This window comes from Bradyrhizobium betae (genome assembly GCF_008932115.1).
Taxonomy (GTDB): Bacteria; Pseudomonadota; Alphaproteobacteria; order Rhizobiales; family Xanthobacteraceae; genus Bradyrhizobium; species Bradyrhizobium betae.
In genome coordinates this window covers 6,318,232-6,341,976 of sequence record NZ_CP044543.1, presented here as the reverse complement: position 1 = coordinate 6,341,976, position 23,745 = coordinate 6,318,232, and the positions used below count along the sequence as shown (strand labels likewise).

General features: G+C 64.2%; 23 protein-coding genes and 1 tRNA gene. 5 read left to right on the top strand and 19 right to left on the bottom strand.

Going from position 1 to position 23,745, the window contains the following annotated elements; translation table 11 throughout:
- Positions 1–13: 13 nt before the first annotated feature.
- The 7 genes from era to rpoZ form a co-directional block, all read right to left on the bottom strand.
- Positions 14–940 (bottom strand): GTPase Era, encoded by a 927-nt coding sequence (gene era, locus F8237_RS30565; RefSeq protein ID WP_151649830.1) that lies wholly within the window; start codon positions 938–940, stop codon positions 14–16.
- Positions 930–1,751 (bottom strand): ribonuclease III, encoded by an 822-nt coding sequence (rnc, locus tag F8237_RS30560; protein WP_151649829.1) that lies wholly within the window; start codon positions 1,749–1,751, stop codon positions 930–932. The genes era and rnc overlap by 11 nt, the downstream gene beginning before the upstream one ends.
- Positions 1,748–2,512 (bottom strand): signal peptidase I, encoded by a 765-nt coding sequence (lepB, locus tag F8237_RS30555; RefSeq protein ID WP_151649828.1) that lies wholly within the window; start codon positions 2,510–2,512, stop codon positions 1,748–1,750. The genes rnc and lepB overlap by 4 nt, the downstream gene beginning before the upstream one ends.
- A gap of 248 nt (positions 2,513–2,760) precedes the next feature.
- Complete coding sequence (acpS, locus tag F8237_RS30550; RefSeq protein ID WP_151649827.1) at positions 2,761–3,180, bottom strand: holo-ACP synthase; 420 nt, start codon at positions 3,178–3,180, stop codon at positions 2,761–2,763.
- Entirely contained in the window at positions 3,177–3,929 is a 753-nt protein-coding gene (locus tag F8237_RS30545) for a pyridoxine 5'-phosphate synthase (RefSeq protein ID WP_151649826.1), read from the bottom strand. Before F8237_RS30545 ends, acpS begins: the two co-directional genes overlap by 4 nt.
- Positions 3,930–3,973: 44 nt before the next feature.
- A complete protein-coding gene (locus F8237_RS30540) occupies positions 3,974–6,259 on the bottom strand; it encodes a RelA/SpoT family protein (protein WP_151649825.1) in 2,286 nt (761 codons plus the stop codon).
- Positions 6,260–6,467: 208 nt separating this feature from the next.
- Positions 6,468–6,860 carry a DNA-directed RNA polymerase subunit omega gene (rpoZ, locus tag F8237_RS30535; RefSeq protein WP_008133017.1) on the bottom strand — a complete coding sequence of 131 codons (393 nt, stop codon included), beginning with the start codon at positions 6,858–6,860 and terminating at the stop codon, positions 6,468–6,470.
- Between the two features lie 327 nt (positions 6,861–7,187).
- Here rpoZ and F8237_RS30530 point away from each other — a divergent pair, with 327 nt between their 5' ends.
- Positions 7,188–7,832: a LabA-like NYN domain-containing protein gene (locus F8237_RS30530; RefSeq protein ID WP_151649824.1), complete on the top strand. Its 645-nt coding sequence runs from the start codon at positions 7,188–7,190 to the stop codon at positions 7,830–7,832.
- Positions 7,813–8,490, top strand: a complete 678-nt coding sequence (locus F8237_RS30525; protein WP_151649823.1) for a uracil-DNA glycosylase — start codon at positions 7,813–7,815, stop codon at positions 8,488–8,490. Before F8237_RS30530 ends, F8237_RS30525 begins: the two co-directional genes overlap by 20 nt.
- Before the next feature lie 162 nt (positions 8,491–8,652).
- Here F8237_RS30525 and F8237_RS30520 read toward each other — a convergent pair whose 3' ends face one another.
- From F8237_RS30520 to dapA, 4 genes are read right to left on the bottom strand one after another with little or no spacing between them, the layout of a single operon-like run.
- A complete protein-coding gene (locus F8237_RS30520) occupies positions 8,653–9,252 on the bottom strand; it encodes a peroxiredoxin (protein ID WP_151649822.1) in 600 nt (199 codons plus the stop codon).
- Between the two features lie 4 nt (positions 9,253–9,256).
- Positions 9,257–9,730, bottom strand: coding sequence for an SsrA-binding protein SmpB (smpB, locus tag F8237_RS30515; RefSeq protein ID WP_015685647.1), 474 nt, complete (start codon positions 9,728–9,730; stop codon positions 9,257–9,259).
- Between the two features lie 59 nt (positions 9,731–9,789).
- On the bottom strand, positions 9,790–10,203 hold the full coding sequence (gene mscL, locus F8237_RS30510) for a large conductance mechanosensitive channel protein MscL (RefSeq protein WP_162006426.1): 414 nt from the start codon (positions 10,201–10,203) through the stop codon (positions 9,790–9,792).
- 58 nt (positions 10,204–10,261) lie between these two features.
- Positions 10,262–11,152 carry a 4-hydroxy-tetrahydrodipicolinate synthase gene (gene dapA / locus F8237_RS30505; protein ID WP_151649820.1) on the bottom strand — a complete coding sequence of 297 codons (891 nt, stop codon included), beginning with the start codon at positions 11,150–11,152 and terminating at the stop codon, positions 10,262–10,264.
- Positions 11,153–11,447: 295 nt separating this feature from the next.
- Here dapA and F8237_RS30500 point away from each other — a divergent pair, with 295 nt between their 5' ends.
- Positions 11,448–13,853 (top strand): transglycosylase SLT domain-containing protein, encoded by a 2,406-nt coding sequence (locus tag F8237_RS30500; RefSeq protein ID WP_162006425.1) that lies wholly within the window; start codon positions 11,448–11,450, stop codon positions 13,851–13,853.
- Positions 13,854–14,336: 483 nt separating this feature from the next.
- On the opposite strand, the gene F8237_RS30495 is transcribed toward F8237_RS30500, so the two are convergent.
- A complete protein-coding gene (locus tag F8237_RS30495) occupies positions 14,337–15,938 on the bottom strand; it encodes a porin (RefSeq protein WP_151649818.1) in 1,602 nt (533 codons plus the stop codon).
- A 678-nt stretch (positions 15,939–16,616) separates the two neighbouring features.
- Here F8237_RS30495 and F8237_RS30490 point away from each other — a divergent pair.
- Positions 16,617–16,709 (top strand) — tRNA-Ser (locus tag F8237_RS30490).
- Positions 16,710–16,969: 260 nt separating this feature from the next.
- On the opposite strand, the gene F8237_RS30485 is transcribed toward F8237_RS30490, so the two are convergent.
- The gene (locus tag F8237_RS30485; RefSeq protein WP_151649817.1) at positions 16,970–17,236 is read right to left on the bottom strand and encodes a hypothetical protein; all 267 of its coding nucleotides are present in this window, start codon (positions 17,234–17,236) and stop codon (positions 16,970–16,972) included.
- 962 nt (positions 17,237–18,198) lie between these two features.
- On the opposite strand from F8237_RS30485, the gene F8237_RS30475 reads away from it, so the two are divergent.
- Complete coding sequence (locus tag F8237_RS30475; protein ID WP_151649816.1) at positions 18,199–18,519, top strand: hypothetical protein; 321 nt, start codon at positions 18,199–18,201, stop codon at positions 18,517–18,519.
- A gap of 222 nt (positions 18,520–18,741) precedes the next feature.
- Here the strand turns inward: F8237_RS30475 and gatB are convergent, their stop codons facing one another.
- From gatB to F8237_RS30445, 6 genes are all read right to left on the bottom strand, one after another.
- Positions 18,742–20,220: an Asp-tRNA(Asn)/Glu-tRNA(Gln) amidotransferase subunit GatB gene (gatB, locus tag F8237_RS30470; protein WP_151649815.1), complete on the bottom strand. Its 1,479-nt coding sequence runs from the start codon at positions 20,218–20,220 to the stop codon at positions 18,742–18,744.
- The gene (locus F8237_RS30465; RefSeq protein ID WP_151649814.1) at positions 20,217–20,519 is read right to left on the bottom strand and encodes a hypothetical protein; all 303 of its coding nucleotides are present in this window, start codon (positions 20,517–20,519) and stop codon (positions 20,217–20,219) included. The genes gatB and F8237_RS30465 overlap by 4 nt, the downstream gene beginning before the upstream one ends.
- Positions 20,510–21,985, bottom strand: a complete 1,476-nt coding sequence (gatA, locus tag F8237_RS30460; RefSeq protein ID WP_151649813.1) for an Asp-tRNA(Asn)/Glu-tRNA(Gln) amidotransferase subunit GatA — start codon at positions 21,983–21,985, stop codon at positions 20,510–20,512. Before gatA ends, F8237_RS30465 begins: the two co-directional genes overlap by 10 nt.
- Positions 21,982–22,200 (bottom strand): hypothetical protein, encoded by a 219-nt coding sequence (locus F8237_RS30455; RefSeq protein ID WP_151649812.1) that lies wholly within the window; start codon positions 22,198–22,200, stop codon positions 21,982–21,984. Before F8237_RS30455 ends, gatA begins: the two co-directional genes overlap by 4 nt.
- A 24-nt stretch (positions 22,201–22,224) precedes the next feature.
- Positions 22,225–22,512, bottom strand: coding sequence for an Asp-tRNA(Asn)/Glu-tRNA(Gln) amidotransferase subunit GatC (gatC, locus tag F8237_RS30450; RefSeq protein ID WP_151649811.1), 288 nt, complete (start codon positions 22,510–22,512; stop codon positions 22,225–22,227).
- Positions 22,513–22,588: 76 nt separating this feature from the next.
- On the bottom strand, positions 22,589–23,665 hold the full coding sequence (locus F8237_RS30445; RefSeq protein WP_151649810.1) for an NAD(P)H-dependent flavin oxidoreductase: 1,077 nt from the start codon (positions 23,663–23,665) through the stop codon (positions 22,589–22,591).
- Positions 23,666–23,745 lie beyond the last annotated feature (80 nt).

The window sequence follows — 23,745 nt, the reverse complement described above, 5'->3', positions numbered from 1 at the left end:
GATCTTTTCTTGGTTATTCCCTGGGAAATTCCAGGCCCATCTCGCGATAGCGATCGGGATCGTCGCCCCAGTTCTCGCGCACCTTCACGAACAGGAACAGATGCACCGGCACGCCCAGGATTTCGCCGATCTCCTTGCGCGAGTCCGCGCCGATCGACTTGATGGTCGCACCGCCCGCGCCGAGCACGATCTTGCGCTGGCTCTCGCGCTCGACGAAGATCGTCTGCTCGATCCGCACCGACTTGTCCTTACGCTCCTCCCACTTGTCGGTCTCGACCGTGGACTGGTAGGGCAGCTCCTGGTGCAGCTTGCGATAGATCTTCTCGCGGGTGATCTCGGCCGCCAGCTGCCGCATCGGCGCGTCCGACATCTGGTCCTCGGGATAGAGGAACGGGCCCGGCGGCACCATTTCCGCAAGCGTCTGCCTGAGATCGTCGACGCCGTCGCCCGAGATCGCGGCGATCATGAAGGTCTTGGCGAAGGCCATGCGCTCGTTGGCGGCCTGCGCCAGCGCCAGCAGCTTCTCGCGCTGGACCAGGTCGACCTTGTTGATCACCAGAATCTTCTCGTGATTGACGCTCGCGACCTTGGTGAGGATCGCCTCGGCCTCCTCGTCGATGCCGGCCTTTGCATCGATCAGCACGCAGACGAGATCGGCGTCATGCGCCCCGCTCCAGGCGGTCGAGACCATGGCGCGGTCGAGCCTCCGCTTGGGCAGGAAGATGCCGGGCGTGTCGACCAGGATGATCTGCGCGTTGTTCTCGATCACGATGCCGCGGATCAGCGCGCGCGTGGTCTGCACCTTGCGCGAGACGATCGTGACCTTGGCCCCGACCAGCGCATTGACCAGCGTGGATTTGCCGACATTCGGCGCGCCAATGAGCGCGACGAAGCCGCAGCGCGTCGCGGCAGGCGCCTCGCCGCTTGTTTCAGCCGTCATTGCCGCCGCCAACACCTTCACGTTCGATCATCACCGAGGCCGCCACCTTCTCTGCCGCGCGCTTGCTGCCGCCAATGCCTTCGGCCGGCGCCAGTCCCGGCAGGTCCACCGCGACGCGGAACTGCGGATCGTGATGCGGGCCGGTGCGCTCGACCTCGCGATAGACCGGCGTCGGCAGTCCCTTGCCCTGCGCCCATTCCTGCAGCACCGTCTTGGGATCGCGCAGCGGACGCCGCGGCTTGTGCATGCGCTCGGTCCAGTTGCGCTTGACGAAGTCGGACGCCGCCGCGTGGCCACCGTCGAGGAAGATGGCGCCGATCACGGCCTCGCAGATGTCGCCGAGGATGGACTTGCGCAGACGTCCGTCGGCGGCGGGGCCGACCGAGCCGAGCTTGATATCGTCGAGCAGACCGAGCGACTTGGCGACGTCGGCGCAGCTTTCCTTGCGCACGAGTTCGGCAAGTCGCTTGGACAGTTCGCCCTCGTCGGCGTTCGGGAAGGCGTGATAGAGCATGTCGGAGACGACGAGCCCGAGCACGTGGTCGCCGAGGAATTCGAGCCGCTGGTAGCTGTCGCCGCGCTTGCGCCCGGACTTCAGCGCCGAGACATGCGTGATCGCCTGGATCAACTGGTTCGGATCCGCAAAGCTGTAACCAATGCGCGCCTCGAGCGCCGCGTTCGCGTCGGTCGCCTTGACCTTGGCCTTGCGTACCCGCTTCTTCTTCGCAGGCGTCTTCGGTGCAGCTTCGCCCTCGGGGACGGCTTGCGCCTCGATCGGTTGGCTCGCGATGTCCTTGGCTTCGTCTTTCATCGGACGATTTTGAAGAAGCGATTCCAGCGCACGGCCCACGGCCAGCGCCAGAACATCCAGGCGTGCTCGCCTTCGGCGATGGAGAAGAAGATCATCTGGGCGCGGCCGATCAGGTTTTCCTGCGGCACGTAGCCGACCTGGCCGAGGAAGCGGCTGTCGGTGGAGTTGTCGCGGTTGTCACCCATCATGAAGAAATGGCCGGGTGGCACGTTGTAGACGTTGGTGTTGTCCATGTAGCCGTTGTCGGCGCAGTCCAGCGTCTCATAGGACACACCGTTGGGCAGCGTCTCCTTCCAGCGCTTCACCCGGGAAATACCGCCGCCTTCGGAGCCGCAGGGGTCCTCGCCGATATACTCGCTCATGCGCTGCCGCTCGACCGGGGTGTCGTTGATGTAGAGCAGCCCGTCCCTCATCTGGACGCGATCGCCGGGAAGGCCGATGACGCGCTTGATGTAGTCGGTGGAATCGTCCTTCGGCAGCCGGAACACCACGATGTCGCCGCGGTTCGGATCGGAGCCCCAGATCCGCCCCGAAAACAGCGGCGGCGAGAACGGGATCGAATAGTGGCTGTAGCCGTAGGAATATTTCGAGACGAACAGATAGTCGCCGACCAGCAGCGTGGCCTTCATCGAACCGGAAGGAATGTTGAACGGCTGGAACAGGAACGTGCGGATCACGAGCGCGATCAGGAGAGCGTGGATCACAACCCGGATCGTCTCGCCGACGCCGCTCTCAGTTTTTGTTCCCGAAGTCACGCTCATTGCTCTCTCAATTCCGGCCGGCGGTCACAGAGCGCCCTCCTCCCGCGAACAGCCCATCGCTCACGGCCCAAGGAGATTGTCCTGATTCTGATAATAAGGGCCAATTCCGGCGTAAAGCCGAATTCGCCCAACCTGATTTGCGTCGGCGGACTTTTAGACGGTTGTCAGGGGCCACGCAATCAAGGATCGCGTCAAAACTTCGTAAGATATTGATCTTTAATACGAATTATAAAATCGCCTGTTGATTGTCAGGGCTTGGCCTGCGGCACGGCGGAAATGATGACGAACGCCTGTGCCAGCGGCCAGTCGTCGGTGATCGACAGGTCGATCCTCGCCTCGAACCCCTTCGGCGTCAGGGCCTGCAGCCGGGCGAGCGCCCCACCCGTCAATTGCATGGTCGGCCGTCCCCCCGGCAGGTTGACCACGCCCATGTCGCGCCACCAGACACCGCGCCGGATGCCGGTGCCGAGCGCCTTGGAGCAGGCCTCCTTGGCGGCAAAGCGCTTGGCGTAGGTCGCCACCACCATCTTCTCGTTCTTGGCCCGGCGCTCCGCCTTGGCCCGCTCGGCCGCCGTGAAGATGCGGTCGAGGAAGCGCTCGCCATGGCGCTCGATCACCTTGCCGACGCGGGTGATGTCGATCAGGTCGGAGCCGATGCCGATGATCATGCCCGGCTCCGGCCGCGATCCATCGCCGCGCGCATGCTGCGCACGGTCTCGGCGAGGCCGACGAACAAGGCTTCGCCGATCATGTAGTAGCCGATGTTGAGCTCCATGATCTCAGGCAGTGCCGCGATCGTCTCCGCGGTCACGTAGTCGAGCCCGTGGCCGGCGTGCACTTCCAGCCCGGCGGCCTTCGCCAGCTTCACGCCCGCCACGATCCGCTTCCACTCGGCCTCGGCCTTGTCGGTGTGGCCGTCGACCACGGCGTCGCACCAGGCGCCGGTGTGGATCTCGATCACGGGCGCGCGCAGCCGCGCCGCCATCTCGATCTGGGCGGGGTCGGCGGCGATGAACAGCGAAACGCGGATGCCGGCATCGTTCAGCCGCGCGATATAGGGCGCAAGCGCATTGTGCTGGCCGACCACGTCGAGCCCGCCTTCCGTCGTTACCTCCTGCCGGCGCTCCGGCACCAGGCACACCGCATGCGGCCTGGTGGCGAGCGAGATCCGCATCATGTCGTCGGTCGCCGCCATCTCGAAATTGAGCGGCTTGGAGATCTCCGCCTTGAGCCGCGCCATGTCCTCGTCGCGGATGTGCCGGCGATCCTCGCGCAAATGGGCAGTGATGCCGTCGGCGCCGGCCTCGATCGCAAGCAGCGCCGCGCGCACCGGATCGGGATTGCGGCCACCGCGCGCGTTACGCAGGGTCGCGACATGGTCGACATTGACGCCAAGGCGGAGCGGAGAAGCGGGCATTCAGGACTCACGAAATCAAGGGGATGGACGCATGCAAGATGCGTCTATCCATTAACACGTTCGACGCGGGCGACGACCGCCTTCGCGCGCAGCTGGGCGAGGATCGCGCTCAAATGCTTGAGATCGTAGACTTCGAGGTCGATCGTCGTCTCCGTGAAATCAGGCGAGCGGCGCTGCATGCTGATGTTGTCGATGTTGCCGTCGTGCTCGGCGATCACGGTCGCGATCTGCGCCAGCGCGCCGGGCTCGTTGACGTTCTCGACCCTGATCCGGGCCGGGAAACGCTGCGGCACTGAGTCCTCGATGTCCCAGCGCACGTCGAGCCAGCGCTCCGGCTCCTCCTCGAAATCCTTCAGGGCCGGCGCCTGAATCGGATAGATCGTGATGCCCTCGCCCGGCGTGACGATGCCGACGATGCGGTCGCCGGGCACGGCGCCGCCATTCGGCGCGAACTTCACCGGCAGGTCGGAATTGATGCCGCCGATCGGGATCGCGACCGGGCTGCGCGGAGCCTCCGAGGATTTCTCCTTGAGCTTGGCGGCAAGCCCCTTCTTGACGCCGTAGCGCGCGACGCGCTCCTCCTTGTAGTCGGGATACATCGCGCGCGCGACGTGGGAGGCCTTGATCTCGCCGCGTCCGACCGCCGCCATGACGTCCTCGATCGAGGTGCGCGCGAGCCGCGGCAGCGCCCCCTTGAGCTTGTCGTCGGCGTATTCGATCTTGGCGCGCTCGAACAGGCGCTCCACGATGCGCCGGCCGAGGCCGACATATTGGTCGCGCACGGCGGTGCGCGTGGCACGGCGGATCGCGGCCCGCGCCTTGCCGGTGACCGCGAGCGTCTCCCAGGCCGAGGGCGGCGCCGATTGCGCTTCAGAGGTCAGCACCTCGACCTCGTCGCCGTTCTGCAGCTCCGAGGACAGCGGCGCGAACTTGCCGTTGATCTTGCAGCCGACCGCGCTGTTGCCGACGTCGGTATGCACGGCATAGGCGAAATCGATCACGTTGGCATGGCGCGGCAGCGCGATCAGCTTGCCCTTCGGGGTGAAGCAGAACACCTGGTCGTGGAACAGCTCGAGCTTGGTATGCTCGAGGAATTCCTCGGGGTTGGCGCTCTCCGAGAGAATGCCGATCGTATGGCGCAGCCAGGCAAACGCGTTGGACTCGCGCTTGAGGAATTCGGTCGGCGAGCCCGCGCCTTCCTTGTAGAACGCGTGCGCGGCGATGCCGCGCTCGGCAATCTGGTCCATCGCCTCGGTGCGAATCTGGAGCTCGACGCGCTGGTTGCCGGGACCGATCACGGTGGTGTGGATCGAGCGGTAGTCGTTCTGCTTCGGCGTCGAGATGTAGTCCTTGAAGCGGCCCGGCACGACCGGCCAGGTGGTGTGGACGATACCGAGCGCGCGATAGCAGGACTCGATGTCGTTGACGACGACGCGAAAGCCGAAGATGTCGGACAATTGCTCGAAGCCGACCGACTTGCGTTCCATCTTGGTCCAGATCGAGAATGGCTTCTTGCGGCGGCCGTAGACCCGTGCGCCGAGGCCGCGGTGGCGCAGATTGTTGGAGAGCTGGTCCTCGATCTCGCCGATCAGGTTGCGGTTGCGCTCGGCAAGCGCGTCGAGGCGCTGCATCACCACCGTATAGGCTTCGGGATCGAGCGTGCGGAAGGACAGATCCTCCAGCTCCTCGCGCATTTCCTGCATGCCCATGCGCCCCGCCAGCGGCGCATAGATATCGAGCGTCTCTTCGGCGATGCGGCGGCGCGATTCCGTCGGCACGAAATCCAGCGTGCGCATGTTGTGCAGACGGTCGGCGAGCTTGACCAGAAGCACGCGAACATCGTCGGCAATGGCCAGCAACAATTTGCGCAGGTTCTCGGCCTGCTTGGCCTCGCGCGACACCAGCTCCAGCCGCTTAAGCTTGGTCAGGCCCTCGACCAGCGCGCCGATCTCGGGGCCGAAGATCTGGTCGATCTCGGCCCGCGTCGCTTCGGTGTCCTCGATCGTGTCGTGCAGCAGGGCGGCCACGATGGTGGCATCGTCGAGCTTCAGGTCGGTGAGAATCGCCGCCACTTCGAGCGGGTGCGAGAAATACGGATCGCCCGAGGCGCGGGTCTGCGAACCATGCGCCTTCATGGCGTAGACATAGGCGCGGTTCAGCAGGTCTTCGTTGGTGTTCGGATTGTACGACCTGACGCGCTCGACGAGGTCATATTGACGCATCATGCGCGCACGCGGTCTGGCCGGACGGGCCACCGGCGCAGTCGGGGCCACGGCAACCGATTCGGTTGCGGCCATCATCTGCGTTGGTCTCCGGCGCCGATACACCATTCTGTCCTGCCTTCAAACAGACCACGAGACGGCCCGTTGCATACATCTTAGCTCCGATCGCGCGCGCGTCCGATCAATTCGGTGAAAGGCGCGCAGCGCAAACCGGCAACGCTATGGTAACCACGAAAACGCCAACAAAAGCAAAGGCCCGAACACGGGTTCGGGCCTTTGATAAGATCACAAGAAGTCGACGACTGCGATGGACGATTTACTCGTCCTCCTCGGGCTGCTCTTCCGGCGGCGCGAGGCCCTCGAGGCCCTTCAGGAGCTCCTCTTCGGTCATGCGCTCCACGGCAACTTCGGTATCGTCCGCATCGACGCTGGCGCCGGCGGAACCGATCAACGGCACCGTGTCGGGCTCGGGCTCGTCAACCTCGACGAACTTCTGGAGCGAGTGCACCAGCTCCTCGCGGAGGTCCTCCGGAGAGATGGTCGTGTCAGCAATTTCGCGCAAAGACACAACAGGGTTCTTGTCGTTATCGCGGTCAACCGTTAGTTGTGAACCGGACGAGATCATGCGGGCACGGTGGGCGGCCAGCAGGACCAGGTCAAACCGGTTGTCGACCTTGTCGATACAATCTTCTACGGTGACGCGAGCCATGGACAGTCGCTCCGTTGTGGGTGGGACGAAATATGTGGATGATCGGGGCTAGTTATAGGGGCCGGGGCGGTTTCGCAAGGCCAATTTGTGATTTGGCCTCGCCAAACGGCTCTGCTACCCCCACACTGGGGCTGGGATGGGTGGTTTCCCGGGCTGCCATTATTGAAGGCAGCGCCGGGTGTATGAAAGTCCGTCATAACTATACCTTGATTGCACCCGCTTCTCCGGATTTGCGGTTTCGACGGGTTTCGGCGGCACTCTGAAGTGCGCGGCTTGCCGCGCGCCAACAATAAACGATTAATCACGAACTCTACGCGAGCAAACTGAATGTCACCTTCCTCTACCGACAAGATCGCGCTCTTCATCGACGGAGCCAATCTCTACGCGACGGCGAAAACTCTGGGCTTCGACATCGACTACAAGCGCCTGCTGAAGGAGTTTCAGAGCCGCGGGACGCTGTTGCGGGCGTTCTACTACACCGCGATTATCGAGGATCAGGAATACTCCTCGATCCGTCCGCTGATCGACTGGCTGGACTACAACGGCTACACCGTCGTCACCAAGGCGACCAAGGAGTTCATCGACGCCTCCGGCCGCCGCAAGGTCAAGGGCAACATGGACATCGAGCTCGCCGTGGACGCCATGGAGCTCGCCGAGCACATCGATCAGATGGTGCTGTTCTCGGGTGACGGCGATTTCCGTTCTCTGGTCGAGGCCGTCCAGCGCCGCGGCGTGCGGGTCACCGTGATCTCCACCATCGCGAGCCAGCCGCCGATGATCGCCGACGAGTTGCGCCGCCAGGCCGACGTCTTCACCGACCTCGTCGAGCTGCAATCCAAGCTCGGCCGCGACCCGTCCGAACGCCCCGCCCCGCGCGACCGCAGCGAGCGCGAGGCACGCCACCACGCCCCGCAATTCCTCCAGCGCGCAACCACGATGGCGCCGAGGGGCGATGACGACTTCGAAGAGTGAGGCGGCCCGGTTAAGCCACCAGGCCTCGCCCACCCTCGTTCCCGACCGTGACTGTCCGCTCTGTCCGCGCCTGGTCGCCTTTCGCGAGGCGAACCGCGCGCGGGAGCCGTTATGGCACAATGCGCCCGTCCCGCCCTTCGGCGACATCAAGGCGCGCCTCCTGATCGTCGGCCTTGCGCCGGGGATGCAGGGCGCCAACCGCACCGGCCGCCCCTTCACCGGCGACTATGCCGGCGACTTGCTCTACGCCACGCTGCTCGAATACGGCTTTGCCAAGGGCACCTATCAGGCGCGGCCGGACGACGGCCTCAAACTGGTCGATTGCCGCATCGCCAATGCGGTGCATTGCGTGCCGCCGCAGAACAAGCCGCTGCCGGCCGAGATCAACACCTGCCGCCAGTTCCTCGTCGCGAACCTCGAGACGATGCCGAAGCTGCGCGCGATCGTCGCGCTCGGGCGGATTGCGCACGACAGCGTGCTCAAGCCGCTGAAGCTGAAGGCCTCGCAGGCCCCATTCGGCCATGGCGCGGTGCATCAGGCCGGCCCGTTCAGGCTCTACGACAGCTATCACTGCTCGCGCTACAACACGAATACGCGCGTGCTGACGACGGACATGTTCCGCAGCGTGTTCGCCAGGATCAAGGCTGATCTCGATTGAAGCATGGCGTCTCGCGAGGCGGGAGACGGTATTCGAACCGTCATCCTGAGGCGTGAGCCGTGCGGCGCGAAGCGGCGCATGGCGAGCCTCGAAGGATGAGCGGCCGGGATGCAGCCGGGCCGTCGTCCTTCGAGGCTCGTCCTGCGTTGCAGGACAAGCACCTCAGGATGAAGGAGAGAGAGTTGGGTGCGCCGGATTGGCCTTCAGCCAACCCAGCACATCGCCGGCATTCCGGTCGGGCGGAAACACCGGGTAGAACACATGCGTGATGCTGGCGTCGTCGATGATCAGCGCGAGGCGCTTGATCAGGGTCAGGCCCGCGACCTCCATGGTCGGCAGATTGAGCGCGCGGGTCAGCGCCAGCTTCTCGTCCGACAGCACGGGAAACGGCAGATGCAGCCGCGAGGCCATCTCGGTCTGGTACGCATTGCTCTGGGTCGACAGACCGAACACGTGTGCGGCGCCGGCGGCCTTCAGCTCGGCGAACAGATCGCGAAACGCGCAAGTCTGCGGCGTGCAACCGCGCGCGCCCGGGATCATGTCCCAATCGTCGACCAGTGAGATCTTGCCGGGCTCGCCGGTGCGCGGATAGGCAAACACCACGGTCCGGCCGGGCAGAGCCGACAGCGTCACCGAGGTATCATTCGTGGCAAACAGGCTGATCGCCGGCAGCGTCATGCCTTCGAGATGCGCCGCAGCGCCGTCATCGGTGGGTGCGGGGATCAGGCTCCAGTCGACCTCGAGCAGGTTTTTCTGGTTCATTTCACTATCCCCTCGCCCGCATCAGCCGACCCTTCTCCCGGCTCCAGTCGCGCTTCTTCTCGGTCTCGCGCTTGTCGTGCAGCTTCTTGCCTTTTGCAACCGCAAGCTGCAATTTGGCGCGACCTCTCTCGTTGAAATAGAGCTTGAGCGGAATCAGCGTCATGCCCTCGCGATCGACCGCACCCATCAGCTTGTTGATCTGCCGGCGATGGAGCAGCAGCTTCCGCGGCCGCTTGGGCTCGTGATTGAAGCGGTTGCCCTGGAGATATTCGGGGATGGTGGCGTTGATCAGCCAGATCTCGCCGTTCTTGGAATCGGCATAGGATTCCGCGATCGTGCTCTTGCCGTTGCGGATCGACTTGACCTCGGTGCCGGTCAGCGCAATGCCCGCCTCGATGGTATCCTCGATGGCGTAGTTGAAGCGGGCCTTGCGGTTTTCCGCCATGACCTTGATGGGACGTTCGTTCTTCTCGGCCATAACAGGCAAATCCGGTCGGGATGCGTCGCGACGCTAACAGTTTGGATGAAGCGCGCGCGTCACTTCTTGAGGAGATCGCGGATCTCGGTCAACAGCACGACCTCGGCCGACGGTTTCGGCGGCTCCGCGGGCTTGGTCTCTTCTTTCCGCTTCAGCGTGTTCATGGCACGGATCACCAGGAACAGCACGAAGGCGACGATGATGAAGTTGATCGTCAGCGTCAGGAAGTTGCCGTAAGCAAGTACGGCGCCTTGCTTTTTCGCATCCGCTAAGTTGGTGGCTGTAACCGCCTTCGACAAGGGGGCGAAGTAGTTCGAGAAGTCGAGGCCGCCGGTGGCGGCGCCGATGATCGGCATGATGATGTCACCGACCAGCGACGTGACGATGGCACCGAAGGCTGCGCCGATGATGACGCCGACTGCGAGATCGACGACGTTGCCCTTCATGGCGAACTCGCGGAACTCCGTGAGCATCCGTCTTCCCTTGTCATCGACACTCATGAACGGCTCCCTGACTTTGTTTGTTACCGCATCAGTTGATCAGGCCAGCATGGATCATGGCGCTGCGCACGGCAACGCGCGTCGGCTCGGACACCGGCACCATCGGCAACCGCAGCGTTTCATCCAGCTTGCCGAGCAACGACATCGCGTACTTGATCGGCGCCGGATTGCTCTCGATGAAGAGATTGTTGTGCAGCGGCATCAGCTTGTCGTGGATTGCGAGCGCCGCCTTGGTATCGCCCTTCGCCCAGGCGGCCTGGAACTCCGAGCACAGCCGCGGCGCGACGTTCGAGGTCACCGAGATGCAGCCATGGCCGCCATGCGCCATGTAGCCGAGAATGGTCGCGTCCTCGCCGGACAGCTGGTTGAAGTCCTCGCCCATGGCCGCGCGCTGCTGTGACACGCGGACCATGCTGGCGGTGGCGTCCTTGACGCCGGCAATGTTCTTCAGCTCCCACAGCCGCGTCATGGTGTCGACCGACATGTCGATCACCGAGCGCGGCGGGATGTTGTAGATGATGATCGGAATCCCGATCGCATCGTTGATCGCCTTGAAGTGCTGGTACATGCCCTCCTGGGTGGGCTTGTTGTAGTAGGGTGTCACGACCAGCACGGCGTCCGCGCCCGCCTTCTCGGCGTGCTGGGCGAGCTCGATCGCCTCCTTGGTGGAATTGGAGCCGGCTCCCGCGATGACGGGCACGCGGCCCTTGGCTTCAGCGATGCACCATTCGACGACCTTCTTGTGCTCGTCATGGCTGAGCGTCGGGCTCTCGCCGGTGGTGCCGACCGGGACGAGGCCGTTGGTGCCCTCCGAGATCTGCCAGTTGACCAGGGAGCGGAAGGCCGCCTCGTCCAGCGAGCCGTTCTTGAACGGCGTGACCAAGGCGGTGAACGACCCCCGGAATTTCGTCTTGGCTGCCATGGACTTCCTCCGTACGCGGCAATCTTGTGAGCAAGCCCCCTTCATACCGGGTCTATCCGGGCGGTAAAAGGGCCGCATCCGTGTGACGCACCGTTTAGGCCGCGATTTTGCCGCGGTGCTGGTGCAAACCGGCCGCAGGTAAGCGGCTGTTGGTATTTTGTCCGCATATTCAATCAAATACAGCCATATCTTGTACAGATAGACCTTGAGCCATCTCACTGATTCGGGGCGACGAAACGCCGTGACCTCCTATCCTCGTGCCGCGTGGCGAACCGCGGGTCTGGTTCTGAGCCTGATGGCAGGGCTTTCGGTCGGCTGTGCCGCCCTCGCCAAATCCAGCGAGACGCCAGCGGAAGGGACCAAAGACAGCGCGAAGCCGGCCACCGCGGCAAAGGGCTCCACCAAGGGAGGCTCGAAGGACACAGCCAAGGGCACGACCAAGGGCGCGACGACTGCCCCGACCAAGGATGCGGCGAAGAAGCCGGGCAAGGATACCGGCAAGGACACTGGCAAAGACACGGGCAAGAGTGCCGGGAAAGACCCCGCGAAGGACAAAACCAAATCTGGCGCCCCCAAACCTGGCGCAGCCAAGCCCGCCGTAGCGGCGACCGCGCCAAAATCAACGCCGGCCGCCAACAGTTCGTCCCCCAAAGCTGCCCCGGCCGCGACGGCCACCGTCAGGCCGACCGCGCCGGCGCCAGCCAAGCCCGTCGCGGCTCCCGTGCTTGCCCCCGCGACCCGCCAGCACGCCGCGCCGCGCAAACCCGTGACGCCGGCGGCAGTCGCGGCGACCTCGTCGACGTCGCAAGCCGACAAGGACACGCTGGAGAGCGTCATCGAGCTCGTGCGCAAGCGCAAGGCGGGTAACGCCACCAACGCCGCAGCCTCGATCTCGGATCCCGTCGCGCGAAAGCTCGCGGAGTGGATCATCCTGCGCAGCGAGGACAATGGCGCGACCGTGGAGCGTTACCGCGCCTTCCTCTCCGCCAATCCGAGCTGGCCGTCGCAGACCTTCCTGCGCCGCCGCCTCGAAGCTGCGATGTGGGACGACAGACGCGACGATCAGGTGGCGTGGTCGTGGTTCGAGAACGAATCACCGGTGTCCGCCAAGGGCCGCTTCACGCTCGCCAAGGCGATGCTGGCGCGCGGCGACCGCGCCAATGCCGAGCGGCTGGTGCGCGAGGCCTGGCGCAGCGATCCGATGTCGGAGGATACCGAGAACAACGCACTCGACCAGTTCGGCGCGTTGCTGACGCCGGGCGACCAGAAGGCGCGGATGGACACGCTGCTCTACGGCAGCGAGAACGAGGCCGCGCTGCGCGCCGCCAAACGTCTCGGCGCCGGCTACGTCGCGCTCGCCAAGGCCCGCATCGCGTCCCTCAAGAAAGCGCCGAACGCGCGTGCGCTGCTGGAGGCCGTGCCGCGCGAGCTGCATAGCGATCCCGGCTTCATGTTCAGCAAGATCCAGCTCCTGCGCCGCGAGGAGAAGTTCACTGAGGCCGCCCAGCTCATGCTGTCGGCGCCGAAGGATCCGAACCGGCTCCACAATCTCGACGAATGGTGGATCGAGCGGCGCCTGCTGGCGCGCAAGATGATCGACACCGAGGAATTCCGCAGCGCCTATCTGATCGCGCGCGATGCGGCCCTGCCCTCGCGCGACATCTACAAGACCGAGCAGGAATTCACCGCGGGCTGGATCGCGCTGCGCTTCCTCAACGATCCCGCGGCGGCCACGCAGCATTTCGCCCGCATCGGTGTCGGCAGCGTCAACCCGACCGCGCTGGCGCGCGCCGGCTACTGGCAAGGCCGCGCGGCGGAAGCAGCGGGCCGCCAGCAGGAGGCGCGCAACGCCTATGCAAGGGCGGCGGAGCAATCCACCAGCTATTACGGCCAGCTCGCGCGCGCCAAACTCGGCCTGCCGCAGATCGAGCTCAACACCCAGCCGCGCGGCCGCGGCGCCGAGCGGCTCGAAATCGTGCGCGCCGCGCAGCTGCTCTACGAGCTCGACGAGCGCGAGATGGCCGTACCTATTCTCGCCGACATGGGTGAGAACGGCGATCCGGAAGCCCTCACTGGCCTTGGCGAGCTCACCCAGCGTAACAACGACGCGCGCGGCATGCTGCTGGTCGGCAAGGCTGCGCTCAACCGCGGCCTGCCGTTCGACTTCTACGCCTATCCCGTCAATGGCATTCCGCAATTCACGCCGATCGGCCCCGAGGTCGAGCGCAGCATCGTTTACGCGATCGCGCGGCAGGAGAGCGCGTTCAACCCTTCGGTGGTCTCGCCGGCGCAGGCCTACGGCCTGATGCAGGTGACGCCGGATGCCGCGCGTTATGTCTGCAAGCGGCACGGCGCGACCTACGATCTCGGGCGGCTGAAGAACGATTCGGTCTACAACGCCACGCTCGGCTCGGCCGAGCTCGGCGGGCTGCTCGAGGATTATCGCGGCTCCTACATCATGACGTTTGCCGCCTACAATGCCGGCCGCGGCAGCGTGAAGAAGTGGGTCGACCGGTACGGCGATCCGCGCGATCCCAAGGTCGACGCGGTCGACTGGGTCGAGCTCATTCCGTTCTCCGAGACGCGGAACTACGTGCAACGGATCATGGAGAACCTTCAGGTCTACCGCGCCCGCTTCGGCGGCAGCACGCGGTTGCAGATCGAGGCTGATCTGCGCCGCGGCGCCGGCAGCGTGGAGTAAGCCGCCCCTTCACTGCTTCGGTAACGAAGATATCGGCTACGCGGCACGGCTGCGTACGTTCGGCGTTCACCCAGTGTGATTTCAATCCGCCCCTTAGGGCATCTCGAGAGCCGCCGGCGTCGCAGTTCATGCCGGCAGTTCACCGCCAATCAGTGCCTCGAAGACCACCGCGCCGATCGCCCGGCCGCGCTGCCGCTTCGACGCGCCGTTCGCGAGCCATATCCGCCCCGGCTAGGCGCGCCGCTGGGCCTGGCCGCAGATGCGAGGCACAGGGAATCGCTTCCGAGGTGAAGGCACACGCGGCTGCCACCATCTTAGGGCTGGCTTGCGGTCTGCCGCTTTGGCCGACCGTACTCTCTTGCTGAAAGACGGGGAGCTATCCGCCACACCGATTCAGCACTCCGGCATCGCCAGAGCGCGACCGGCACAAAGAAAAGCCCCGGCGGTTTCCCGCCGAGGCTCTATTAGGTCGTTAGACCGAGCTTACCAGTTGCGCTGAGCGCGGAGGAGCAGAACGAGCGAGTCCTGATCCTTGAGCTCGTAGGTCGCGACCGGCTTGGCGGGAACCGCGATCAGAGCAGCCGGGGTCACAGTGCCCGAGTACTTCTGGTCGAGGTGGGTCCAGGACAGGTCGGCCGAGAACGTCAGGTTCTTGACGGGGGTCCAGCGGGTGATGATACCCACTTGGCCGATGGCGAAGTCCGGGTTGCAACCCGTGACGCCAGCGCCGCCGCCGAACACACCACCAACACCAGTCGCGCCGCAGAGCGTGGTCTTGGCCAGCGAGCCGTACTGAGCCTGAGCGTAGGCACCGTACAGCGCGGTGTTCCAGTAGGGATCCCAGTTGTGGGTGTAAGCGCCGCGGAAGCCCCAGGTCTTGACGGTTTCCTGCGAGCTACCGGTGACATACACGGTGTCCGGAGCGGAGGCGAAGCCAATGCTCTGGTAGGCGATGCCCGAACCACCGAACATCGAGTAAGTGCTACCCGAGAGGTTCTGGAAGTTGTAGCGGGTCGCGCCGTCGGTGTAGACGCCCGAAATGTTGATCACGTCACCCGCACCAGTCGGGATGTTCTTGATCGACAGAGCGAGCTGAACCGCCCAACCCCACTTGTCGTCGGGGTGGCCCGTCGGCTCGGTAGCGCCGTAGTAACCGACGTGGTTGTCCTTCGCGGCAACCGACGCCTGGAAGAGGCCCCAGGCCTGGTCGACACGAACCATACCGACGAGGTTCGGAGAGCGCGAGCCGCCGATGGCGTTCGAGCCGTAGGCGCCCTGCAGCATGCCGTACGCGGTTGCGCCGGTCATGTTGAGGTTGCCGGCCTGCATGTAGGAGGTCGGATCTTCCGCCGAGAACGCCGCCGTCACGCCCTGACCGAAGTCAGCGGTGTAGCTGAACTGGTTGATACCAGTGACCGTGCCGCTGCCGCCGACGAGACTGTCGAAGTTGTTGCCGGGATAGTTGGTCCAGGGCGCGTCGAACTGCGACACGGCCTTACCCATGGTGAAGCCGGCGAACTGGATGAAGGCGTAGTACACGCCGAGCGAACCGGCCGAGGTGTTGCCGTCGGTGCCGTTCACCGAGCCAGAGCCCGAACCGTAGAGGGTCGCAGAGCCGGTCAGCGGGTTGGTACCAGCAGCCAGCGTGCCGCTGTAAGCGGTGGTGCCGGTGCCGCTGTTCGAACCGACGTAGTTGCCGGTCGTCCAGGAGAACACGCCGTCGAAGAAGGTACGGACGACGCCGTACTCGGTCGCGGTGCGCGTGTCGATGTTGAGATCTTCACGAGCGCGCATCGTGTAGTAGTTCGTCAGACGGTTGCGGGCACCGTTCGCGCCCTGGCTCGAAACGTTCAGGCCGGCGCTGTAGTCCGAGTTGGTGCCCAGCGCGACTTCGGCGCGCAGGTAACCACCCAGCTTGATGCAGGTGTCAGTGCCCGGGATGTAGTAGAATCCGGCACCGTACAGGGAGCAGATCTTCACGTATTCGACCGCTTTGGCCTTCACGGGGAGATCGGCTGCCTGAGCTCCGCCAACGGCGATCAAACCCGCCGCTGAACCGAGCAAAAGGCTCTTAACCAACTTCATGTCAAACCTCCAAGTTTGCTCTATAGGGAAGGTTCCGGATCCGCTGGGTGAAGACACCCTAAGGTTGGTTCCCTTGTCCCTTAACTTCACCGCTTAGCCGCTTCGCGCTTTCGGACACACCCGCTAACGCGAGGGACTTAAGCGAACCACCTAAATCGGGACGACCTCGGGATGCCCCCCTCCGTCGCTCAGTCACAATTACCGAACGTCCTTGCACACACAACAACAGAACGCTCCGAAACGAGCCAATGAAGCTCGTTTTCCGAAGGGTGTTGCACAAATAACACGCAGATGTGATCAGAGCACCCTGATAACAACTTGTTTTTGTTGATGTTTTTCAGACGGTTCCATCTGCCCCGAAAGTTCCCCCTGTGAGACGCCAGAGGCGAGACCTCGACCTGAACGGGCTTTGGCGCGCTCGAATCGTGGAATCAGGAGGAGACTCAAGGAGAAGGCATCCCTCGCCTCCGCACCTCCCGATCTGGCGCAGGCCTGGCCACGGCGAGCGCGCGCGGCGGACACTGTTCATGAAGAGCGGGGATTATCGGGATCGGAGCGGCTTTACCCTCTCGCCCTGGGAGCAAACCGCATGTTTTGAAAATCGCTGGGAATATTCGAGCGAAAACACACGCTTCCAAATTGACCGGCCCAAGCAATTAGATGCATAAGGCTCGCACCGGAGAGGTGGCCGAGTGGCTGAAGGCAACGCTTTGCTAAAGCGTCATACGGTCTCAAGCTGTATCGAGGGTTCGAATCCCTCCCTCTCCGCCATCCAGCAGCAGAATCAAGTTTGAGCGTCGTCTAGACGGCGACGGGCGCGAAAGCCTGGCGCAAGGATCGGCGCGGCCGAGCCCAGCCCGATTCGCGCTCTCGTTATATATGTATGTGCGCGCCGGGATGCGGAATCGCCTCATCCGCCAATGCGAGGGCGATATCGACACCGCCGCCCCGGCCGAGGCCTAGACCTAAGATGCCGGAACTCCGCCGGCCCGGAACCGGCTTGCCCGTGAAACCACGGGGCGCTTCTCCGCTCAGTGGGCGGAGATCCAGGCCCTCGCCTCGCGCTGCGCGGACGAGATCTCGGCGTCCGACATCTGCCCGGCGACTTCCTGGCGCAGCGTCACGGCGTCCTTGCGGCCCTTCAGGGCGGCGAGGTTGAACCATTTGTGCGCGGCGACGAGATCGACGAGGCCGGAGCGGCCGCTCGCCCAATAGATCCCGCGCTCGAACAGCACGTCCGACAGCGCGCTGGCGTCGATCGGCGTCGCCGTCTCCAGATCGAAAGTACCCTGAAACATAACGCATCCCCTTTTTCTTATGCCGCCTCGACCCCCGAGCGCGGCTCCCGTCCAGATAAATGTTCAACATCCCCATGCCGTTTGCCGGCTTGTTGGAGGCGATGATGGCGGGCAAATTTGAATGGCAGTTTAAGTATCGCGATGAAGCAGACGTAAACGCAGCGACGCGCATCCCCCGCGGGAAATTCAAAAAGTCCCCGCTTTGCAGGCACTTTTGCGATTCGTCAGATTCGGTTTACCCTGAGATTTTCGCAGAACGATAACCATCGCGCGTTGTGGCGTCGGCTTCGGGGCTTTGGAGCCGCTCATTGTCGTCACCCGTGCCCCGGCCACGCCAGGACTTCACCGGGCTTGCGATCCTGGAACGCCGAAGCTCAGCGCGGCGGCAGGCGGGTGACCCGATAATCCAGCGACGGCAATCATCTCACGGGACGCCGCGGCGTACTGGATCGCCCGGTCGGCGCCGGCGACGACACCATGAGCCGGGGCGTACCGCGCGAACGTCGAACCCGCCCGCCCAAGGCGGCGCGGCCACGTCGCGATCAAATCAGCAATGTCGGGAAAGGAATGCCGGCAATACCCCGGCCTCAAGGAACGAGGGCGTCGGCGAACACGTCAGGACCAGATTTCACTTTGACCGCAAGGCTACTCGTGAAATTGCAGAACCGGTGAACCGGCCCCGCACCGAACGAAGAAAACTTGTTTCTTCTGCCGGACCGCGAAGAAAGCGATCCGACCGTTGACCTGATGTCTCGCCGACACCCTCTATCGTCGACCAGAACCTGTTAGGCGGCGCTGATGACGTGCCGGCTCACGAGGAGCCGGCAACTTCAGAAGTCGAAGTTACTTCTTCTTCGCGACCTTGCGGGTCTTCTTCGCAGTCTTCTTCACTGCGCTCTTCGCCTTCTTTACCTTCTTCGCCTTCTTAGCTTTCTTGGCCATGTTGCCCTCCGATGTGTGAGATGGCTTATTCGCTGTGTGCACTCGCGGATCGAATGCACCTGTCTGGAATACACCAACACAATGAAAAAAACAGCGTCTCGCTTAAGGAAGTGTTGACGCAGCAACGCGCGTGCGCCTCGCGCGCTCGATGCGAGCATGCGTTGCGAGGTGTACTTGCGATCACCGACGGTGCGATCGCGTCGACGTCGGCGAAGACTGTGATTGCGAAAAAACTCTATGCAGCAAGTATTATTCTGCGCATACGCATCGCGCGTGATCGCCGCGACGACGAACGTCGCCATTCATCCGATCGGGCCGCAAGGACGCTGCGCGAACTCTGAGTCGTCATTTTTGGCAACGAAAATATTTTCGTGCACAACGTCGCGAACGCTCGTCCGAGCACGCCCAAGTCACCCTTTTACGCGAATCGCGCCTTTGCGATTCGGTCGCGGCTTGGCGGTTCGAGGAGAAAGATGTCGGCCATCGGCGACGTAAGAGAGCGTCGCATCGCGAATTGAAAACGAGGTGACGGAGCAACCGTCACCTCGTTCGAACGTGTGAGATCAGATGCCGAGCTTGGACTTGAGCAGGTCGTTGACGCTCTGCGGGTTGGCCTTGCCGCCAGACGCCTTCATCACCTGGCCGACGAACCAGCCGAGCGACTGCGGCTTGTCCTTGACCTGCGCGGCCTTGTCGGGATTGGCCGCGATGATGTCGTCGACCACCTTTTCGATCGCCGAAAGATCAGTCACCTGCTTCATGCCGCGGCTTTCCACCAGCGCGCGGGGATCGCCGCCTTCCTGCCAGACGATCTCGAACAGGTCCTTGGCGATCTTGCCCGAGATCGTCCCCTCGCCGATCAGGTCGATGATGCCCGAGAGTTGCTCTGCGTTGACAGGCGAGCCCGTAATATCCCGGCCTTCTTTGTTGAGACGACCGAACAGCTCGTTGATCACCCAGTTCGCCGCCATCTTGCCGTCGCGGGCGCGGTTGCCGAGCTTGTCCAGCACGGTTTCGTAGAACACCGCGCTCTCGCGCTCGGCGACCAGGACGCTCGCGTCATAGGCCGACAGGCCGAAATCGGCGACGAAGCGCGACTTCTTCTGGTCCGGCAGCTCAGGCAGCTTCGCTTTCAGCTCGTCCACAAACTCCTGCGAGAACTCCAACGGCAGCAGATCCGGATCGGGGAAGTAGCGATAATCGTGCGCCTCTTCTTTCGAGCGCATCGAGCGCGTCTCGCCCTTGTTGGGGTCGTAGAGCCGCGTTTCCTGGTCGATCGCGCCGCCGTCCTCCAAAATCTCGATCTGGCGACGCGCTTCGTATTCGATCGCCTGGCCGATGAAGGTGATCGAGTTCATGTTCTTGATCTCGCAGCGGGTGCCGAGCGGCGCGCCGGGCTTGCGCACGGAGACGTTGACGTCGGCGCGCAGGGATCCCTTCTCCATGTCGCCGTCGCAGGTGCCGAGATAGCGCAGGATCGAGCGCAGCTTGGTCACGTAGGCCTTGGCCTGCTCGGCGTCGCGGATGTCGGGTTTCGACACGATCTCCATCAGCGCCACGCCGCAGCGGTTGAGGTCGACATAGGACATGGTCGGCGACTGGTCGTGCAGCAACTTGCCGGCGTCCTGCTCAAGATGCAGGCGCTCGATACCGATGGTCGCGGTCTTGCCGCCGTCCAGTTCGACGACGACCTCGCCCTCGCCGACGATCGGCGACTTGTACTGGCTGATCTGGTAACCCTGCGGCGAGTCCGGATAGAAATAGTTCTTGCGGTCGAACACCGAGCGCAGATTGATCTGCGCGTTGAGGCCGAGCCCGGTGATGACGGCCTGCCTGACGCATTCCTCGTTGATGACAGGCAGCATGCCCGGCATGGCGGCATCGACCAGCGACACGTGGCTGTTCGGCTCGCCGCCGAACGCCGTGGAGGCGCCCGAGAACAATTTCGAGTTCGACGTCACCTGGGCATGAATCTCCATGCCGATGACCATCTCCCAGTCACCGGTGGCGCCTTTGAGAAGCTTGTGCGTGGCCGTGCTCATGTCGTGCTCCCAAGCAGCGCGGCGGCAATCCGCCCCCACTCCGCCTCCAATGAATCCCTTGCCGCCGGCTGGCCGGCCTGGCGATACCAATAGCCGGCATTGCCGGGATCGCCTTCGACGCGGTGCAGATAGGCGTGCACCCATGCCGCCTCACGGCTGCTCTCGTCCTGAACGATCTTGTGCGCCTGGTCCCAGTCGCCCTTGCCGGCCCACCAGAGACCCGCGAGCGGCGCGTTCAGACCGGGCGCCGGCGCCGCGCCGTCGAGGCTCGCGATGAATGCCGCGACATTCACCACCACCTCGCGGGCGTGAAGCGGCCGGCGGCCTGCTCGATCACCTCGCCGAGCGAGAACAGCGTCTCCTCATCGAAGGGCCGACCGATCAGTTGCAGACCGAGCGGCAGCCCCTGCGCGTCCCTGCCGGCGGGCACGGCGATGCCCGGCAGCCCCGCCATGTTCACGGTCACCGTGAAGATGTCGTTGAGATACATCTCGACCGGGTCGGCGCCGCCCTTCTCGCCGATGCCGAACGCCGCCGACGGCGTCGCCGGGGTGAGGATCGCGTTGACGCCCTTGGCGAAGCAATCCTCGAAGTCCTTCTTGATCAGCGTGCGCACTTTCTGGGCACGCAGATAATAGGCGTCGTAATAGCCGGCCGAGAGCACATAGGTGCCGATCATGATGCGGCGGCGCACCTCCGCGCCAAAACCTTCGGCGCGAGTGTTCTCGTACTGCTCGATGATGTTCTTGCCCTGCTCGCGCAGGCCGTAGCGCACGCCGTCGTAGCGCGCGAGGTTGGACGAGGCCTCCGCCGGCGCCACGATGTAATAGGCCGGCAGCGCGTATTTGGTGTGCGGCAGCGAGACCTCGACGAGTTCCGCGCCGGCGGCCTTCAGCCAGGCCGCGCCCTCGCTCCAGAGTTTCTCGATCTCGGCCGGCATGCCGTCGAGGCGATACTCCTTGGGGATGCCGATCCTGAGGCCATTCACGGATTTGCCGATCGCCGCCTCATAGTCCGGCACAGCCATGTCGACCGAGGTCGTGTCCTTCGGATCGTGTCCGGCCATCGAGCGCAGCAGCATGGCCGCATCGCGCGTCGTGCGCGCGATCGGGCCCGCCTGGTCGAGCGAGGAGGCAAAGGCCACGATGCCCCAGCGCGAGCAGCGGCCGTAGGTCGGCTTGATGCCGACGGTCGCGGTGAACGCCGCCGGCTGGCGGATCGAGCCGCCGGTGTCGGTCGCGGTCGCGCCCATGCACAACAGCGCCGCGACGGCCGAGGCCGAACCGCCGGACGAGCCGCCCGGCACCAGCGTCGTGTTGGAGCCATCGCGCCGCCAGGGATTGCCGACGGGGCCGAAGCACGAGGTCTCGTTCGCCGAGCCCATCGCGAACTCGTCATTGTTGAGCTTGCCGAGCATCACGGCGCCGTCGCGCCACAGCTGCGAGGTGACCGTCGACTCATAAGTCGGAACGAAATTGCCGAGGATCTTCGAGCACGCCGTGGTGCGCACGCCCTTGGTCGCGAACAGATCCTTGATGCCGAGCGGGATGCCGGCGAGCGGGCCGCCCTCGCCTTTGGCGATCTTCTCGTCGACGGCCTTCGCCATGTCGCGCGCCCGGTCCGGCGTCTCCATCACGAAGGCATTGAGCACGCGCGCCTTCTCGATCGCGCTCAGATGCGCGTCGGTCAACTCGAGCGACGTGAAAGTCTTGGCCGCGAGACCCTTGCGGGCCTCGGCGAGCGTCAGCGATGTCAAATCGGTCATTTATTGATCGGGCTGCAGAAGAAGGGAGACAGGGTCTTGTCGTTGGCCGGATCGTCTTTTTTCTTGGCGGCAGCAGCGTTCGCGGCGGCCTCGATCTCGTCGAGCACGGCATTGACGGCGACATTGGGGTCGGCAGCCTTGCCCTGCCGCTCCATCTTGTCGAGGTAGTTCATGTAGGCCTGATAGGCCTTCTCATCGTCGCAAAGCATGCACATCGGACGGCGTCCTGAATAGAGATCTTACTCAACCACCTTCGGAACCAGGAAGAAGTGACCTTCGGTCGCGGGCGCGTTGGCAACGATATCGTCGGCGATCTCGCCGTCATTGACCACGTCCAGCCGCTTCTTCATCTCCATCGGGGTGACCGAGGTCATCGGCTCCACGCCCTCGACATTGACCTCCGAGAGCTGCTCGACAAAGGCGAGCATGGCGTTGAGCTCGCCCTGCAGATGCGGAACCTCGCCCTCGGAAACCGCAATGCGCGCCAGATGCGCGATGCGGCGGACGGTAGCGGCGTCGACGGACATTATATAAGGCCTCTCACGGCAAAATCTAACTGCCGTATAGCAGAGGCCGGTTTTGCGCCGCAACCGGCGCCGGGAGCTAACCCACCATCTGGCGCAGCCGCGCCAGCGCCGATTTGGCGAGATCCCGGGTCAATTCGGCCGCGGGGACCTCACGGCCCAGGGCGACGGCCTGTCCGGCCCAGAGATTGGTGAAATCCACCCGTCCCTGCTTTTCGGCCGCCGCCTTCAGCGGCCCCAGCGCGGTCGCGGCATGAGGAAATGGCGGCGCATCCGGCGAGATCGGCCCGGCCTCGCGCATCAGGCGGTTCTGCACGCCGCGCGCCGGCCGGCCGGTCATGACATTGGTGATGACGGTGGAATCGTCCCGCGCCTCGGCCAGCGCCTTGCGGCCGCCCGCGCTGACCTTGGATTCCGGGCAGCGCAGATAGGCACTGCCGATCTGCACGCCGGACGCGCCAAGCGCGAAGGCCGCGGCGATGCCGCGTCCGTCGGCGATGCCGCCGGCCGCGATGACGGGCACCTTCACGGCATCGACGGTCTGCGGCACCAGCGCGAACGTACCGGGCTGCTCGGCGATCTTGTCGGTCAAAAACATGCCGCGATGGCCGCCCGCTTCGGCGCCCTGCGCGATGACGGCATCGACGCCGTGCTGCTCGAGCCAGACCGCTTCCTTCACCGTCGTCGCCGAGGCGATGACAATGCAGCCGGCCGCCTTGACGCGCTTGAGCAGCGCCTGCTCCGGCAGGCCGAAATGGAAGCTGATCACCTCCGGCTTCAGCTCCTCGACGACCTCGCAGAAGGCCGCATCGAACGGCGCGCGGTTTGCGGCCGCGATCGGCGCCGCCGGATCGAGACCATGCTCGGCGTAGTAGGCCGCGAGCCGCTGCTTCCAGCGCGCTTCGGCTTCAGCCGTAAGCTCGATGGGCGTGTGACAGAAGAAGTTCATGTTGACCGGCGCCCTCACGCGCTGGCGGATGAGATTGACCTGCTCGCGCGCCTTCTCCGCGGAGATCATCGCGCAAGGCAGCGATCCCAGCGCCCCGCCTTGCGCCGCCGCGATGACCAGTTCCGCATCCATCACGCCGGCCATCGGCGCCAGCACGATCGGGAATTCGGTCTTGAAGAGATCAATCAGTCGACGGTCAGGCCACATGGTTCTTGCCTCATATTCGCTCTTCCCCTCTCCCCTTGTGGGAGAGGGTGGATCGCCGCGTAGCGGCGAGACGGGTGAGG

Coding starts and splice junctions, on each gene's coding strand:
- era (WP_151649830.1), bottom strand. CDS start 940: ATGACGGCTGAAACAAGCGGCGAGGCGCCTGCCGCGACGCGCTGCGGC.
- rnc (WP_151649829.1), bottom strand. CDS start 1,751: ATGAAAGACGAAGCCAAGGACATCGCGAGCCAACCGATCGAGGCGCAA.
- lepB (WP_151649828.1), bottom strand. CDS start 2,512: ATGAGCGTGACTTCGGGAACAAAAACTGAGAGCGGCGTCGGCGAGACG.
- acpS (WP_151649827.1), bottom strand. CDS start 3,180: ATGATCATCGGCATCGGCTCCGACCTGATCGACATCACCCGCGTCGGC.
- F8237_RS30545 (WP_151649826.1), bottom strand. CDS start 3,929: ATGCCCGCTTCTCCGCTCCGCCTTGGCGTCAATGTCGACCATGTCGCG.
- F8237_RS30540 (WP_151649825.1), bottom strand. CDS start 6,259: ATGGTGTATCGGCGCCGGAGACCAACGCAGATGATGGCCGCAACCGAA.
- rpoZ (WP_008133017.1), bottom strand. CDS start 6,860: ATGGCTCGCGTCACCGTAGAAGATTGTATCGACAAGGTCGACAACCGG.
- F8237_RS30530 (WP_151649824.1), top strand. CDS start 7,188: ATGTCACCTTCCTCTACCGACAAGATCGCGCTCTTCATCGACGGAGCC.
- F8237_RS30525 (WP_151649823.1), top strand. CDS start 7,813: ATGACGACTTCGAAGAGTGAGGCGGCCCGGTTAAGCCACCAGGCCTCG.
- F8237_RS30520 (WP_151649822.1), bottom strand. CDS start 9,252: ATGAACCAGAAAAACCTGCTCGAGGTCGACTGGAGCCTGATCCCCGCA.
- smpB (WP_015685647.1), bottom strand. CDS start 9,730: ATGGCCGAGAAGAACGAACGTCCCATCAAGGTCATGGCGGAAAACCGC.
- mscL (WP_162006426.1), bottom strand. CDS start 10,203: ATGCTCACGGAGTTCCGCGAGTTCGCCATGAAGGGCAACGTCGTCGAT.
- dapA (WP_151649820.1), bottom strand. CDS start 11,152: ATGGCAGCCAAGACGAAATTCCGGGGGTCGTTCACCGCCTTGGTCACG.
- F8237_RS30500 (WP_162006425.1), top strand. CDS start 11,448: ATGGCAGGGCTTTCGGTCGGCTGTGCCGCCCTCGCCAAATCCAGCGAG.
- F8237_RS30495 (WP_151649818.1), bottom strand. CDS start 15,938: ATGAAGTTGGTTAAGAGCCTTTTGCTCGGTTCAGCGGCGGGTTTGATC.
- F8237_RS30485 (WP_151649817.1), bottom strand. CDS start 17,236: ATGTTTCAGGGTACTTTCGATCTGGAGACGGCGACGCCGATCGACGCC.
- F8237_RS30475 (WP_151649816.1), top strand. CDS start 18,199: ATGGCTTATTCGCTGTGTGCACTCGCGGATCGAATGCACCTGTCTGGA.
- gatB (WP_151649815.1), bottom strand. CDS start 20,220: ATGAGCACGGCCACGCACAAGCTTCTCAAAGGCGCCACCGGTGACTGG.
- gatA (WP_151649813.1), bottom strand. CDS start 21,985: ATGACCGATTTGACATCGCTGACGCTCGCCGAGGCCCGCAAGGGTCTC.
- F8237_RS30455 (WP_151649812.1), bottom strand. CDS start 22,200: ATGTGCATGCTTTGCGACGATGAGAAGGCCTATCAGGCCTACATGAAC.
- gatC (WP_151649811.1), bottom strand. CDS start 22,512: ATGTCCGTCGACGCCGCTACCGTCCGCCGCATCGCGCATCTGGCGCGC.
- F8237_RS30445 (WP_151649810.1), bottom strand. CDS start 23,665: ATGTGGCCTGACCGTCGACTGATTGATCTCTTCAAGACCGAATTCCCG.